The organism is Rhodococcus sp. NPDC004095 (assembly GCF_053604015.1).
The window spans coordinates 543,199-558,248 of the sequence record NZ_JBSGGS010000001.1 but is presented as its reverse complement, the minus strand read 5'-3'; the positions used below and the strand labels follow the sequence as shown (position 1 = coordinate 558,248).

The 15,050-nt window shown below is 68.4% G+C and carries 9 protein-coding genes and 1 pseudogene; 4 read left to right on the top strand and 6 right to left on the bottom strand.

Going from position 1 to position 15,050, the window contains the following annotated elements:
• Window positions 1-34: 34 nt before the first annotated feature.
• From ACWEPG_RS02530 to ACWEPG_RS02515, 4 genes and pseudogenes are all read left to right on the top strand, one after another.
• Window positions 35-3,130: a non-ribosomal peptide synthetase gene (locus ACWEPG_RS02530; RefSeq protein WP_452593806.1), complete on the top strand. Its 3,096-nt coding sequence runs from the start codon at window positions 35-37 to the stop codon at window positions 3,128-3,130.
• Window positions 3,127-3,837 (top strand): formyltransferase family protein, encoded by a 711-nt coding sequence (locus ACWEPG_RS02525; protein ID WP_450113174.1) that lies wholly within the window; start codon window positions 3,127-3,129, stop codon window positions 3,835-3,837. The genes ACWEPG_RS02530 and ACWEPG_RS02525 overlap by 4 nt, the downstream gene beginning before the upstream one ends.
• Window positions 3,834-5,999, top strand: coding sequence for an MMPL family transporter (locus ACWEPG_RS02520; RefSeq protein WP_450113173.1), 2,166 nt, complete (start codon window positions 3,834-3,836; stop codon window positions 5,997-5,999). Before ACWEPG_RS02525 ends, ACWEPG_RS02520 begins: the two co-directional genes overlap by 4 nt.
• A gap of 436 nt (window positions 6,000-6,435) precedes the next feature.
• Window positions 6,436-6,783: pseudogene (locus ACWEPG_RS02515) on the top strand (transglycosylase family protein); the annotation flags it as partial.
• Window positions 6,784-7,016: 233 nt separating this feature from the next.
• On the opposite strand, the gene ACWEPG_RS02510 reads toward ACWEPG_RS02515, so the two are convergent.
• The 6 genes from ACWEPG_RS02510 to ACWEPG_RS02485 all read right to left on the bottom strand — a co-directional run bounded on the left by ACWEPG_RS02510 (window position 7,017) and on the right by ACWEPG_RS02485 (window position 14,972).
• Entirely contained in the window at window positions 7,017-8,270 is a 1,254-nt protein-coding gene (locus ACWEPG_RS02510; protein WP_450113172.1) for an acyl-CoA dehydrogenase family protein, read from the bottom strand.
• A 33-nt stretch (window positions 8,271-8,303) separates the two neighbouring features.
• Window positions 8,304-10,280 carry an acetoacetate--CoA ligase gene (locus ACWEPG_RS02505; protein WP_452593805.1) on the bottom strand — a complete coding sequence of 659 codons (1,977 nt, stop codon included), beginning with the start codon at window positions 10,278-10,280 and terminating at the stop codon, window positions 8,304-8,306.
• Window positions 10,270-11,193, bottom strand: coding sequence for a VOC family protein (locus ACWEPG_RS02500; RefSeq protein WP_452593804.1), 924 nt, complete (start codon window positions 11,191-11,193; stop codon window positions 10,270-10,272). Before ACWEPG_RS02500 ends, ACWEPG_RS02505 begins: the two co-directional genes overlap by 11 nt.
• 12 nt (window positions 11,194-11,205) lie before the next feature.
• Window positions 11,206-12,069 carry a fumarylacetoacetate hydrolase family protein gene (locus ACWEPG_RS02495; protein WP_452593803.1) on the bottom strand — a complete coding sequence of 288 codons (864 nt, stop codon included), beginning with the start codon at window positions 12,067-12,069 and terminating at the stop codon, window positions 11,206-11,208.
• A complete protein-coding gene (locus tag ACWEPG_RS02490) occupies window positions 12,066-13,862 on the bottom strand; it encodes an FAD-dependent monooxygenase (RefSeq protein WP_452593802.1) in 1,797 nt (598 codons plus the stop codon). The genes ACWEPG_RS02495 and ACWEPG_RS02490 overlap by 4 nt, the downstream gene beginning before the upstream one ends.
• Window positions 13,863-13,985: 123 nt before the next feature.
• Window positions 13,986-14,972, bottom strand: a complete 987-nt coding sequence (locus ACWEPG_RS02485; protein WP_452593801.1) for an NAD(P)-dependent alcohol dehydrogenase — start codon at window positions 14,970-14,972, stop codon at window positions 13,986-13,988.
• Window positions 14,973-15,050: the final 78 nt, after the last annotated feature.

Sequence of the window (15,050 nt, the reverse complement as noted above, 5' to 3'; positions counted from 1 at the left end):
CTCGATCTGCCGTGACAACCGCCGAAGGACTGCCGTGACATCGACCATCCCCACGTTCGAGCGCCCCGTCTCCGCCACCGAGCGGCTGTACCTGGCGACGCGGCCGCTCGCCGCGCCGTTCGCAATCCAGTTGGTGGTCACCGGTTCCGGCGACCTCGCCCTGGACGAGCTGACCGCGGCGGTCACCCGGGCCTGCGCCGCGTGCCCGGGTGCGCGACTGCGCCGGGACGGCGACCGGTGGGTCGACTCCGGTGTTCCCGCACGGGTGACGGTCGTCGACGGTGGCGTCGACTTCGACGCCCTCGACGACGACCCGGTGCTCACTCGTGACCTCGGCGCCGACGGTCGGGCCACCACTGAGGTGGTGCTGGTGCGCGGCGGCGGTGCCGCCCTCACGCGCGGCGGTGGTGCCGCCCTCACACGCGGCGGCGGTGCTGCCCTCGCACCCGGCGGCGCGACCACCACAGTCGTCTTCCGCGCGTTCCACGGCGTCATGGACGCCCGCGGGCTCTGGTTGTGGGCGGCCGACGTCTTCCGGGTGCTGCGTGGTCAGGACCCGATCGGTGCCCCGGATCCCACCGCCGACCACGACCTCGTCGGCAGGCTCGGAAGCCCCGGCAAGCCGACCACCCTGCTGCCCAGCTATCGGTCGCCGCTGGGCGCGTCCGGCCCGGTGCCACGCGAGCGCCCGTTCCTGTGGCGACACCGGACGGTGCCCGGGACCGCCGCCGCGGCGGTCGCCCGGATCTCGGCGGTGCTGGCCGACGCGGCCGGAGCGACGATCCGGATCATGGTCCCGGTCGATCTGCGCCGGCACGACCCCGCCCTGCGTTCGACCGCGAACCTCGCGCTGCCCCTGTTCCTCGACGTCGCACCGGGTGAGTCGTGGTCGCAGGTGCACGCGCAGATCCTCACCCGCATGGCCGGGCGCAGCGAGCTGAACGAGATGGACAACGGCGGGCTGGCCCGGCTTCCCGCGTCCCTGACCCGCGCGGTCCTGCGGGGCGTGCACCGGCTCGGTGCCCGCACCAACCGGAACCTGGTGTCCGCCATCGTGTCCCATGCCGGTCAGGTGTCCACCGTCGAGCTGTCCGCCCCCGGTTTCACAGCCACCGGGGTGCGCGCGATTCCGGTGCACACGGGGCTGGTGCCGGTGTCGTTCGTCGTGCTCGAGTGCGACGGCACCACCGAGATCACCGTGTCCTGCCGGTCCGGTGCCGGGGTCGACGAGCGTCTGACCGCCCTCCTCGACGCGGTCGCCGCGGAGTTGACTGGCACCGGCGATGTGAGCGAACCGGTCCTCACGCCGGCCGTGCCCGCCGCGCCTGCTGCCGCGGGCACCGACACGGCGGACGAGCGGTTCCGCCTGCACGCACGCTCCGCGCCGGACGCGGTCGCGGTCAGTGGCCCCGACGGGGAGTGCACCTACCGGGACCTCGACGCGCGCGCCGACGCGATCGCCGCCGCTCTCCGCGACCATGGCGTCACCCCGGGCGCCGTCGTCGCGATCCTCGCCGGGCGCACCCTCCTCGGTGTGGCGGGCCAGCTCGGGATCCTGCGGGCCGGCGCCGCGTTCCTGCCGCTCGATCCGAAGCACCCCGCGGAACGGCTGTCGTCGGTGGTCGCCGACTCCGGTGCCACCCTTCTGCTCGCCGAGCGCGTGCACGCCGGTGCCGTCCCGACCGCCGTCCCGGCCCTGTTCCTCGACGACCTGCCCGAGACGGTGGAACATCCTGTGCGCGTGCCGATTCGCGGTGACGACGTCGCGTTCGTCACCTACACCTCCGGGTCGACGGGCCGGCCCAAGGGCGTCCTGGTGCCACACGCCGGCGTCGTCAACTTCGTCGACTCGGCCACCGACTGGTACCGGCTCGGGCCGCAGACCCGGTTCGCGCACCACCACACCCCGGCCGCCGACATGGCCTGCGCGGCGTTCTTTGGTGCCCTCCTGACCGGGGGCGCCGTCATGCTCGTCCCCGGGGACACCTCGCACCTGTCCCTCCGGTCGATGCTGTGCGAGTCCGGGGCCAACACCTTCCTGTTCACCCCGAGCCTGCTCGAGGTGGTAACCCGGCTCGACATCGACCCGCCCACGCCGCGCACCGTCATCATCGGCGGGGAACAGCTGCCGCCGGCCCTGGCGGCACGCGCCCGACGCTTCTTCGGCGCGGACGCGCGGCTGCTGAACAGTTACGGGCCAACGGAACTGAGCATCGTGTGCACCACCCACGTGATCGAAGAGGACCCGGACCCGAATGCGGTGTCGGTCCCGATCGGCGCGCCGGCGGCGGGCACGGACGCGTATCTGCTCGACGTCCGCCGTCTGCCGGTGCCCGCCGGCGAGATCGGCGAGCTGTACTTCTCCGGCCCCCAGGTGGCGCGCGGCTACCTCGGTCGCCCCGAACTGACCGCGGAACGGTTCGTCCTGCTGCCCGGCGGCGTACGTGCCTATCGCACCGGCGATCTCGCCCGGGTCCTGCCGGGTGGCGACCTGGACTTCGCCGGCCGCGTCGACGAACAGGTCAAGGTGCGCGGGAACCGGGTCGAGCCGGGCGAGGTGCGGGCCGTGCTCGAGGGGTGCCCCGGCGTCGACCGTGCGGCAGTGGTCGGCCGCCGCGGGCAGCACGGCAACGTCCTGGCCGCGTACGTGATCGCGTCGGACGGGCTCGAGGAGACCGCGGTGCGGGACTTTCTGGCCGAGCGTCTGCCCGCGTACATGGTTCCCGCCGTGATCCGGCAGGTCGACGAGCTGCCACTGACCGCGAACGGCAAACTCGACGTGTCCCGGCTGCCGGACGTCGACGCCCCCGCGCCGGGGGGACCGCCGCAGCAGTCCGCGGAGAACGAGCCGGGCGACGAACGCGACCCGGACCTGGACCGCATCGCCGCCATCTGGGTGAAGGTGTTGTCCGTCGACCGCGCGGTCGTGACGCCCGACGCGGACTTCTTCGCGCTCGGCGGCGACTCCCTGGCCTCCCTCGAGATGCTCTCGCAGGTGTCGCGGACCGTCGTCGGTACCGCGGGGGAGGCCAGGTTCGTCGCCCGGCTCGACGGACTGGTGCAGCGGATGACGCTCGCCCACGTGCACGCGGCCGCGACCGCTGCGCGCGACGGCCGGGACCCGTCGTGATCTTCATCGGCGGTGGCGCGCTGCTGTGGCGGGCGGTGCGCAGCGCGGACGCCGCCGGGCACCGGGTGGATCTGGTCTGCATCGGACCCGACGAGGCGGCGCCCGACGGCGTCCCGGTGCTGCGCGGCACCGACGTCAACGCGCAGGCCGCCGACCTCGTGACGGCCTGTACCGACGGGGTGGTGTGGTCGATCAACAACCCGACCATCCTGCGGGCGCCGATCGTGGAATCCGGTCTGCGGATCCACAACATCCACAACGGACCCCTCCCCGGCTACCGAGGCCTCCCCGAGATCGCGATCGTGCACGCACTGCTGTCCGGGGAAACCCGTTACGGTGCAACGCTTCACGTCGTCGACCTGGGGATCGACACCGGTGGCGTCCTCGCCGTCGAGGAGTTCGAGATCGGTGTCGACGACACCTTCCAGGACGTGATGATGGCCGGCCTGCGCGCCTGCCACACGGTGTTCGAACGCAGCCTGTCCGCGGTCGTCGAGGGCACGCTCACACCGCTGCCCGCCTCCGGTGTCCGGCCCGGCTACCACGGCCGCCGCGATCTCGCGGGCCTCGCGGCGCATCGCGACAGCCCCCGATACCCGCGGGCCGCCGCCCTCGGCGTCTTCGGGCCGCACTATCCCGAACTCGCCGCGGCACTGGCCGCCGAGGGCTCGGGACAGATCGGCACCGCCGAGGAGGCCCGGGCGTGACCCGATGGGCGGCGGTCGTCCTGCGGTGGCCGTGGCTCGTCCTGCTCCTCACCGTGGGCATCGTCGCCGTCGCGGGCACCTGGGGTTCCGCCGTCCACGACAGGCTCGGTGCCGGCGGGTACGCCGATCCCGGAAGCGAGTCCGCCCACGTCGAGGCACTGGTCGACGACCTGTTCGGCCGTCAGAGCCCGGACGTCGTCGCCGTCTACACGGCCCCGGCGGGTTCCACGCTCGACCAGATCGCACCGCAGGTCCAGGCCCGGCTCGACACCATCGAGGACGGTCTGCTCGACCGGCCCGTAGTGACCCCGTGGAACACCCCCGCGGCGGCACCGTACCTGCGCTCCGCCGACGGCACCCGGGCGTTGGCGCTGGTCTTCGCGGCGGGCGACGAGAACCAGCGGCTGGCCTCGTACCCCGCCGTCGCGGACCACCTGGCCGTTCCCGGGGTTCCGACCGAGCTGACCGGGTTCGCGGCGGTGGCCGACGAGATCAACAGCCGGTCGGCGCAGGACCTGCTGCGCGCCGAATCGCTGTCGCTGCCGATCACGCTGGTCGTGCTGGTCCTGGTGTTCGGCGGCCTCGTCGCCGCCGCCCTGCCCGTCGCCGTCGGCGTGCTCGCCATCCTCGGTGCCCTCGCGTGCCTGCGGCTGGCAACGTCGTTCACCGAGGTGAACGTGTTCGCGGTCAACGTCGTCACCCTGCTGAGCCTGGGCCTGGCGATCGACTACGGGCTGTTCATCGTCAGCCGCTACCGCGAGGAACTGGCTGCCCAGCGCGACATCGGCGCCGACGCCGACCCCGCTGTGGCGCTCACCCGCACCCTTGCCACCGCCGGGCGCACCGTCGGGTTCTCCGCCCTGCTCCTGATCTGCGCGTTCGCGGGCACCCTCGTCTTCCCGCAGGCGACGCTCCGGTCGCTCGGACTGGGCGCGATGTCCGCGGTCGCCGTTGCGGCGACGATGTCGCTCACCGTCCTGCCCGCCGCCCTCGCGCTGCTCGGGCCCCGCGTTGGCGCGGGCAGCTGGCGCCGGAACGCCTTCGACCGGGGACAGGCGCGTGCCGAGCGGTTCTGGGAGCGTGTCACCCGCGCCGTCCTCGCCCGGCGCCTGCTCGTCGCCACATCGATCACCGCCCTCCTGCTGGTGCTGGCCTCGCCGGTGCTCGGCATCAAGCTCACCGACATCGACCACACCGCATTGCCCGCGGACCACCCGGCCCGTACCACGGTCGAACGGGTCGCCGCGGAGTTCCCGGCCGTGGGCAGCGGCGTCGTCGCCGTGGTCCGGGGCGACGACGGCCGGCCGCCCTCCCCGGTGGTGGTCGACGGGCTGCGCCGCCAGATCGCCGCCGTCGGCGACGTCGCGGGTGTCGTCGTGGCCGGAACGCGGGACGACGTCACCGTCCTCAGGGCGCAGCTGGAGGTACCGGACCGGTCGCAACCGGCGATGGCGGTGCTCGACGAGATCCGGGCGATCGAGGTGCCGGACGGCGCCCGGATGCTCCTCGGCGGGCAGACCGCCCTCACCGCCGACGGGGTCGACGCGATCGTGGACCGGTTCCCGGTGATGGTCGCGATCATGGCGCTGGCCACCTTCACGCTGCTGCTGATCGGGTTCGGATCCGTCCTGCTGCCGATCAAGGCGGTGCTCGTCGCGGCGCTGAGCCTGGGGGCGACCTTCGGGATCCTGACCTGGGTGTTCCAGCACGGTCACCTGGCGGGCCTGCTCGGCGTCAGCACCGGGCCGCTTGCCGCGGGAATGACGGTGCTCGTCGTCGCGGTCGTGTTCGGCCTGTCCACCGACTACGAGGTGTTCCTGATCTCCCGCATGGTCGAGGAGCACCGTCGCGGAGCCGACACCGACGGAGCCGTCCTCGCCGGCGCGGCACGCACCGGCCGGGTCGTCACGGCGGCCGCCGCGCTGCTGATCCTCGTCACCGGCGCGTTCACCCTGTCCGCGCTCACCCCGATGCGGTTCCTCGGCGTCGGCATGATCATCGCGCTGGTCATCGACGCCACCCTCGTCCGGATGCTGCTCGTCCCGGCGCTGGTCGCGCTGATGGGCCGTGCGAACTGGTGGGGCCCGAGGGTGCTGCGGCGACGCATCGAGAATCCGCTCTCGGAAGGGTCGTCCGTCGCGGCTGCCGACGCGGAACGGTGAACCAGCTCACGTGACCGTTCCGAGACCGTATTCGTGCTCTTGTGCTTGAGTTCGCAAGCTTCGAGGCGCCGAAACAGGGCCCAACAGTGTGATCTGGCTCACAATTACGTAACGATAACGAACGACTTTGCGAAACATCACGAAACGGGCTCATCCTGGGAGAATCAGGTGTAAGAAACCCTGATTCGGGGCGTCCGGCGGGGCCTGTGACGCCGAAAGCCCATGGTTTGCAAGGTTCCTCGTCCTCCGTATCGTCGGTGACGGCTCAGAGATCAAGAGCCGCTGCCGGACCGCCGCCGAGCCTGCCCCCGCGGATCCGGCCCGAGCACCAGAACCCCCCAGGGGCAACGACGAGGCCGATCGCGCACCGAATGCGGTCGCTCCACAACGTCCACCGGACGCCTCGTCGTACGCGGCCCATGAAAGGAACATCTCGATGACCATCACCCGTATTCAGACCACCACCTCCAAGGCGAAGAAGGCTCTTGGCTGGGTGGCCGTGACGGGCGCACTCGTCGCCGTCCCGATGGGACTCGCTTCCGGCACCGCCAGCGCTGCCGGCCACAACTGGGATGCCGTTGCGCAGTGTGAAAGCGGCGGCAACTGGAACACCAACACCGGCAACGGATTCTCCGGCGGCCTGCAGTTCACGCAGAGCACCTGGGCTGCCTACGGCGGCTCGGGTCAGGCGCACAACGCCAGCAAGGCCGAGCAGATCGCCGTGGCCGAGAACGTGCTCGCGGGCCAGGGCCCCGGCGCGTGGCCGGTGTGCGGCCAGTACCTCTGAGCCGCAACACGAGTGACTTCATGACGCGCCGCTGACGGCGGTGCGCGGAAACGGTCGTCGCCCCCATCCGAGTGGGGACGACGACCGTTTTCTGCTGTCCGGGTTCGGGGACATCATTCGACGAGTGGGTCGAGTCGCGGGCAGGCGGGGCCGGTTGGTCACCGCTTCCCCTGGGAACGATCCATCTTTTGCGACAAGGGCTTCCGTCAATTCGGCATGAAGGCGCGAGGTCAACGCGTGTACTTGCGGAGCTCGGTCTTGGCGATCGTGCGCAGGTGCACCTCGTCCGGACCGTCGAAGATCCGCATGGCGCGGTGCCAGCCACACATCGCGGTCAGAGGGACGTCGTCGCTGACGCCGGCTCCGCCGTGTACCTGGATGGCCCGGTCGATCACGTCGAGCGTGACGCGCGGAACCGTGACCTTTGCCGCGGACACGTACGGTGCCGCAGCTTTGTTGCCGTGGACGTCGATCGTCTTCGCCGCGAGTCGGCACAGCAGTCGCGCCTGGTCGATCGCGATGCGGGACTCGGCAATCTGCTGTTGGATCACACCCTGTTCGGCGAGCGGCCCGCCGAATGCAACTCTCGACCTGGCGCGGGTGGTCATCAGGGCGAGAGCGCGTTCAGCCGCGCCGAGCGCGCGCATGCAGTGGTGGATACGGCCCGGGCCCAGACGTGCCTGCGCGATGGCGAAACCGGATCCTTCCTCACCGAGGACGTTCTCGGCGGGGATGCGCACGTCGTCGTAGACGACTTCGCAGTGCCCGTGCTGGTCGTACCGTCCGAACACCGGGACGTCGCGCACAATGGTGACTCCGGGGGCGTCTGCGGGGACGAGCACCATCGACTGCTGTCGGTGGGTTGCGGCCGTGGGGTCGGTCTTGCCCATGACGATCAGCAGAGTGCAGCGGGGGTCGGCGGCCCCGCTGGTCCACCACTTGCGGCCGTTGACGATGTAGCTGTCGCCGTCGCGTTCGATACGGGTTTCGATGTTGGTGGCGTCAGAGCTGGCCACCGCGATCTCGGTCATGGAGAACGCTGACCGGATCTCTCCGTCCAGCAGGGGCTCGAGCCACCGCTTCTTCTGTTTGTCGGTGCCGAACAGGTGAAGCAGTTCCATGTTCCCGGTGTCCGGGGCCTGGCCGTTCGTCGCTTCGGGGGCGAGATGCAGGCTCCAGCCGGTGACTTCGGCCAGACCTGCGTAATCGAGCTGGCTGATGCCGGATTCGGCGGGCAGGAACAGATTCCACAGGCCGCGGGCGCGGGCTTCCCTTTTGAGCCCCTCGATGACGGGCGGCACACTGTGATTGTTCGGTCCGGCCTGACTGCGGTGGTCCTCGTAGGCACGTTCGGCGGGGAAAACATGGCTGTGCATGAAGTCCACGAGTTTGTCGTGGAGCTCGAGTGCCTTCGCGGATGGACGCAAGTCCAGTGCAGCGGTATCGATCTGTGCAGGTATGGCCAACGTCGCCGGGGAGGTCACAGGTCTCCTTGAGTCGAAGAATAGTGTGGGCCGCTACCCAGCGGTGGGGTGTGCGGACGGTCGAAGCGCAGCGAATTGTGCGAGTGCGGCAGGGTCGTCGATCGTTTGTGGGTTGACCACGGTCGTGGGATCGGCGCCCTGCAGAATCCGCTTCACCGGAACCTCCAGCTTCTTCCCGGTACGGGTGTGCGGGAGGGAATCGACGACGATGACGTCATCGGGCACATGTCGGGGACTCACTTCGGTGCGGATTGTCCGCTTGACGTCGTGGACGAAAGTGTCCATGTCGTTCACCACGCCGGAGGGCACCACGAACAGCGGCATCCAATACCCACCGTCGTCGAGTTCGATGCCGACGACCAGCGACTCCTCGACCTGGTCGAGTTGCTCGACTGCTTCGTAGATTTCGCCGCTGCCGATGCGGACACCGTGTCGGTTCATGGTGGCATCCGAGCGTCCGTGGACGATGATGCCGCCTCGTTCGGTGACTGTGATCCAGTCGCCGTGGCGCCACGTGCCGGGGAATCGGTCGAAGTATGCGTCGGTGTACTTCGTGAAATGCGGGTCGTCCCAGAAGAAGATCGGCATCGACGGCATCGGTCGGGTGACGACCATTTCGCCTGTCTCGCCCAGGACGGGCCTCCCGGACTCGTCCCACGCCTCGAGTGCGATGCCGAGCAGTGGACCTTGGATCTCGTCGGCGAAGACTGGTTCGGTGGGGACGCCACCGGCAAACGCGGAGCAGATGTCGGTGCCTCCGCTGGCGGAGGCAAGCCATACGTGTGGCAGTACGTGTTGTACCCACGCTGCAGTGCTCGGCGGCAGGGGTGAGCCGGTACTGCCGATCGCCTGTAGTCGCAGGGAGGGTGCGATGTCGTGGGGGGCGGCTTTGTGTTTCTGAGCAGCGATGAGGCTGGCGGCACTGGTGCCGAGGAAGTCCAATTCGAGACGCTCGGCAAGGCGCCACAACTGTGCCGGGTCGGGCCAGGCGGGACTGCCGTCGTAAGTGGAGATCGTCGCACCGCACAGGAGGCCGGAGACCTGCACGTTCCATACCATCCAGCTCGGTGTCGCCAGCCAGAGGAACTTCGATCCCGGCTTCAGGTCTGCGTGCAACGCCAGGAACTTGGTGTGTTCGAGGACGATGCCGCCGTGGCTGTGCACGATCCCCTTGGGTTTCCCAGTGGTACCTGAGGAGAACAACACCCACAGTGGGTGGTCGAACTCGACGCGGGTGTACTCGGGCTCGCGCCCGTCGCTGGTGATGTCGTCGAAGCGAGGGCCGGGCGTTTCGGCGTCGAGAAGACCGAGATTGTCTATCCACAACACGGTTTCGACCGACGGCAATGCAGAGGCGAGCTGTGCGGCGTGGGCGCGGCGGTCGTGGCGTTTGCCGCCGTAGTGATAGCCGTCCGCCGCGAGAAGGAGTTTGGGCTGGAGCTGTGCGAACCTGTCGCAGGCACCGTCGGCCGAGTACTCCTGCGCGCACGACGCCCATACGGCACCGACGGCGGCCGAGGCGAGAAGCCCGATCACCGCGGCGGCGACGTTGGGTACGTAGGCGACGATCCTGTCACCGGGTTCGATACCTTGTTCGCGGAACCAGTGGGCCAGCGCTCCGACGCGGAGCCGGAGCTCGTCCCAGGTCAGAGCGTCGAGCGCGCCGTCCTCGTTCAGCGACTGGACAGCGATGCCCTGTGCCGCGCGTGTCAGTGCGTTGGCCGCATAGTTTGTGGTGGAACCGGTGAACCAGCGCGCGTGAGGCATGTCGTTCTGGTCGTCCAGTACGCAATCCGGTTCACTGATGTCGAGTCCGAAGAAGTCGCGGATCGAGGTCCAGAATCCATCGAGGTCGGTGACCGACCACTGCCACAGTTGGGGGTAGTCGGTGAACCGGTGGCCACATTCGTGTTCGAGATGGTCCATGTACGACGTGAGCCGGGACTGCGCGACGAACTCGGGGGAGGGCGCCCAGAGGGCGCCCTCCAGCGTGGCCGGGTCAGCGGACATCGTGAGCCCCGGTCATGTGCGCGGCCAGGTCTTCGGGCATGACGAACGACGGCGGAGGCGGGGGACCCCAGTTGAACAGGCTCTTGGCGCCGTCCCACACTCCCGGTTCCCACAGTGCGTCGTCGACGATGCAGTCGATGTCGGAGTAGTACTCCGAGAAGTTGCCGGCCGGGTCTTTGAGGTACCAGAAGAAGTTCGAGCCGACATGGTGGCGGCCCAGCCCCCAGACATGCCGATCCGGGTCCTTCTCGAGCATGGCGGTGGCGCCGCGGCCGATCTCGTCGATGTCGTCGACCTGCCAGGAGGTGTGGTGCAGGAAGTTCACCGGTGCCTGCTGCACGAGGATGTTGTGATGGTCGGTCGAGCAGCGCATGAACGCGGCGAGTGAGGGAATCACGTCGGAGATCTTCAGTCCGATGCCGTCGGTGAAGAACTTCTGCGTGGCGGCCTGGTCGGTCGAACCGATCACCAGATGCCCCAGCTTGCGGGGACGTACCCGATCTTCGCGAAGGATCCCTGGGGCCCGGCCGCCCGGGCGATCGATCCGGCCGGGGCCGTTGTACGGGGTGGCCGGTGTCGGTTCTTGAACCAGATGCGGCATGATCTCGACGACGGCCTTGAACCCGGCAATCGGCTCGATGGCTTCGACGCGGCCGTCGTCGGCTGTGCACGCCAGATCCAGACCCCTGATCTGACGAGCGATGCGATCGATGTCGTCCTGGTCCTCGGCGCCGATGGTGACCTCGAGAACCTGGCGACGGCGGGCATGGACCAGTCGCAGCTGTTCGCCGCCGTCGGCGGTGGCGAAGCGATTGTCGCCTAGTGGAGTGAGTCCGAAATCTTCGTAGTAGTCGGCAGTTTCGGCTACGTTGGGGATGCCGATCGTCACGGATCCCAGTCGATGAAGTGCCATGATGAGCTCCTGTCAGGATTCGGTCGGAGGGTAGGCAGTGCCGGCGCGGCAGGTGGAGGTGATGGTGCCGATCCCCTCGACCCAGGTCTCGAGGACGTCACCGTCACGGAGGAACACGGGTGGTTTGCGGGCGCCGCCAACTCCGGACGGGGTGCCCGTGAAGATCACATCGCCCGGCAGCAAGGGCAGGATCGCGGACAGCTTCGCCACGATCTGCGCGATCGGGAAGATCAGATCGTCGGTGCGACCATCCTGCATGACACGACCGTTGATCGAGCATCCGATTCCCAGATCGTCACGGTGCGCGAGTTCATCGGGGGTGACGATCCAGGGCCCGGTGGGGGAGAAGCCGGGAAAGGACTTGCCCAGGCTGAACTGTGGCGCCGGCCCCACCAGCTGGCGGGTGCGTTCCGAAATGTCCTGTCCGACAGTCAGACCTGCGACGTGCTCCCACGCCTGTTCGGCGGGGACCCGGTGGCTGTAGCGTCCTACGACGATCACCAGTTCCGCCTCGAAGTCGACGGTGTCCGTCGGCAGTTCCAGCACGGTGTGCGGGCCGGTGATCGAGGTGGGGAACTTGGTGAACACGGCGGGCTCGGTGGGCAGGTCGACTCCGCTTTCGCGGGCGTGTTCGGCGTAGTTCAGGCCGACTGCGAACACCTGACGCGGCTGCGGGGACGGTGCCGCGAGCCTGCTGCGGTCGAGATCGAAACCATCGGCGATGTCGACGCCCCGAGCCCACGGCTCGAACTCGTCCCACACCGTGAAGATCTGGCTCGGTTCGTCAGCGAACTTTCCGTTGCTGGCGTCGGCGACATACACCCCACGCGTGCCGTCGGTGAGGACAGCGCGGCCGTCGTAATTGGCGAACTTCACTGCTCGGCTCCCAGATCGGAGGTGGAAAGGATGGTTTCGAGTGCGGTGGTCAGTGCTGATTGCGGGTCATCGACGGCAGTGGTGCAGCGGAATCCGACGAATCGGTCCGGGCGTACGAGCACGGCTCCGGTGCGAGTGATCTCCCGTTTGCGCAGCCATGCGAATCGGACGTCGGCCAGTTCGGCGTCGTCGGCTCCGACGGTGTACGCCTCCAGCGCGAGGCCCGTGCTCTCGGCGATCTTGCGCGCAGCGTCGACCCATGCCTGTCCGTCCTCGCCGGCGACGAGAAGGAAGTTCCCGCCGTAGGTCAAGTTCTGCAAGGGGTAGGTCCTTCCTCGTCGAGAGACAAAGGCGTGCGGCAGGGGGTGGCCGGGTTTGGTGCTCGGTTCGTAGAGTCGCACCGGATCGATGGGTTCCGCGGCGGGGCTGCCGTCGTCGACGATCGCGGCCGAGTCGTAGGTGTAGCCGAATTCGAGCCCGTGATGGTGGAATTCGCCGGCCTTCGCAGCCAGTGCGTTGTTGGCGAGGTCGCTACGTTCGGGATGCTCGGGGTGCGACGGGTCCCAGATGACATCGAGTGACCTCCAGTTCTCCTCGGCGCTCTTCTCGGGGGACAGGCCGAGTGTGGCGTCGAGGCGGAAGGAGTCCTGGGTGCACTTGACGGAGTTGGCGATGTTGCGCTCGACCACAGGCTTGCGTTCGGTTTCGTAGGTGTCGAGCAGGCCGTCGCCGGCGTGCCCGGACAGGACCTGGGCGAGCTTCCAGCTCAGGTTTTGGGCGTCGTGGATCGCAGAGTTCAGTCCGAGTCCACTGGTCGGTGGATGTTTGTGGGCCGCGTCGCCGATGAGGAAGACACGACCGGAGCGGAACCGGTCGGCGATGATGCCTTCCATCGTCCACAACGAGACGGCGTGGATGTCGGCCTCGAGGTCGGGCAGGCCGAGCAGGGTCTTCATGTGCTCGAGAACTTTGTCTCGGTCGCTTGCCTCGGGGGCGCCGTTGGGATAGCCGATGTTGAACGCCCATTCTTCGGACCGGGTACCCCAGTTGTCCGGTCCCATCGGGCACAGCACGCCACCGGTGAAGGTTCCGCCGAAGTCGGGGTTGGTCAGCCACCGCAACAGCACCGAGTCGTCCTCGAGGACATCCGACAGGTCGGCGCTCATGTGCACCGGGACCATGTCGAGAATGTTGCGCTCGCCCTGCATTTCGATGCCGACGAGCTTGCCGATGGTGCGGCCGCCGTCGGCGGCGACGACGTACTGCGAGTGGACCTGGTAATCGTCGCCGGTGGCCTTGTCCCGGATGGTGCTGCGCACCCCGGACTCGTCCTGTTCGAGGGCGATCAGTTCGTGATTGAATCTCACCCCACCGGGATTGAGCTCGTCGGCCCGGGCCTTCAGAATCGGCTCGAGGCGGAGCTGCGGGAGGTTCCCGGTCGGGCAGGGGCTGGCGTCGATGTACTCCGGGTCCCGATAGCCGGCCCCCCACAATTCGAGCCGGCCGATCTCGCGGCCCGCGTTCGGATTCGAGCCTCGCACGCCGGCGTAGAAACCGGTCGCGGCCAGATTCTCGGGTGGAGTGCCGCGGCGGTAGACCTCATCGGCTACGCCGACCTCGGTGAAGATCTCCATCGTGCGCTGGCCGAGCACGTGGGCCTTGGGCAGGGTAGACGTGGTCGGCAGTGCGCTGACCAACAGTGAGTCGATTCCGTAGGTGGACAGGAGCATGGATGCGGACAGGCCCGCGCCGCCGCCGCCGACGATCAGGACTGGGACGGTACTGGTGGTCATAACGGTTCAACCTCTCGAACGCGACTTCGATGTCGCTGGGATGAGTGACAGGCACGCACGTCATACGTGCAGGTTCAGCACGTGGCACGCGCCGTGGAGTGCCGGTGGGGAGTCGGCAAACTTTCAGGGGACCAGGACGGCTCTTCCCGCGATGAGTCCGGACCGGAGGTCGTCGATTGCCTGCGACGCGTCTTCCAGGCGGTACTTCGTCACCCCCACGGAGATCTTCCCCATCCGTGCCAGTTCGATCACCATGTTCAAGTCGGAGCGTGTTCCGCCGTACGAGCTGCGGACGTCGACGCCCCAGGGGATCGTGGTGGGGGAGGGAACGGCGCTGTAAGTGAATGCGCCCCCGGCGATTCCGACGAATCGCAGTGCACCATCCGGCGCGATGATCCGGCTAGCCAGATCGACAGTGCCTTGGTTGCCGACGAAGTCGAACACGCTGTCGGCGCCGTACCCCTCGGTCAGGTCGAGGATCTGCTGCGCGGCGGTGTCATCGCTCTTCACCACTACGTCTGCGCCCAGTGCTCGCGCGTGATCGAGCTTCTGCTCGCTCACGTCGACTGCGACGATCCGGACACCCGAGGTCGCTTTGAGGAGTTGAACTCCCATGTGTCCGAGTCCACCGACACCGATGACCACCGCCGTGGCCCCCGGAGTCAGTCGATGGCGGGCGCCGTTGATCGCGTGCATCGGTGTGAGGCCTGCATCGGCGAGCGGCGCGGCCATTACCGGGTCGAGCGAACCCAGCGGGTGGAGATGCCGCGCATCGACCTTGATGTAGTCGGCCATGCCGCCCTCCAGGCCGAGTCCGGGAGCCGGTGGCATACCCAACCGCCCGACCGCCAGGCACACGTTGTCGCGGCCTTCGATGCACACCCGGCACACACCGCACGCCCACACGAAATTGACCAGCACTGCATCGTTCTCGCTGAACCCGGTCACGCTCTCGCCGAGTCCTGTCACGTAACCGGCGGTCTCGTGGCCGAGGGTCATGTCAGGGACAGGCCACTCGGGGAGATCCAAGAGGTGGAGATCCGAATGGCACAGGCCTGCTCCCGCGACCTTGACAAGCACCTCGGTTGCGCCGATATCGGGAACAGGCACTTCGCGAACCTCGATACGGCCGGGTGCTACGAGCTGAAGGGCGCGCATGCTACTCCTTTGATCTGTAAGGTATTTGTT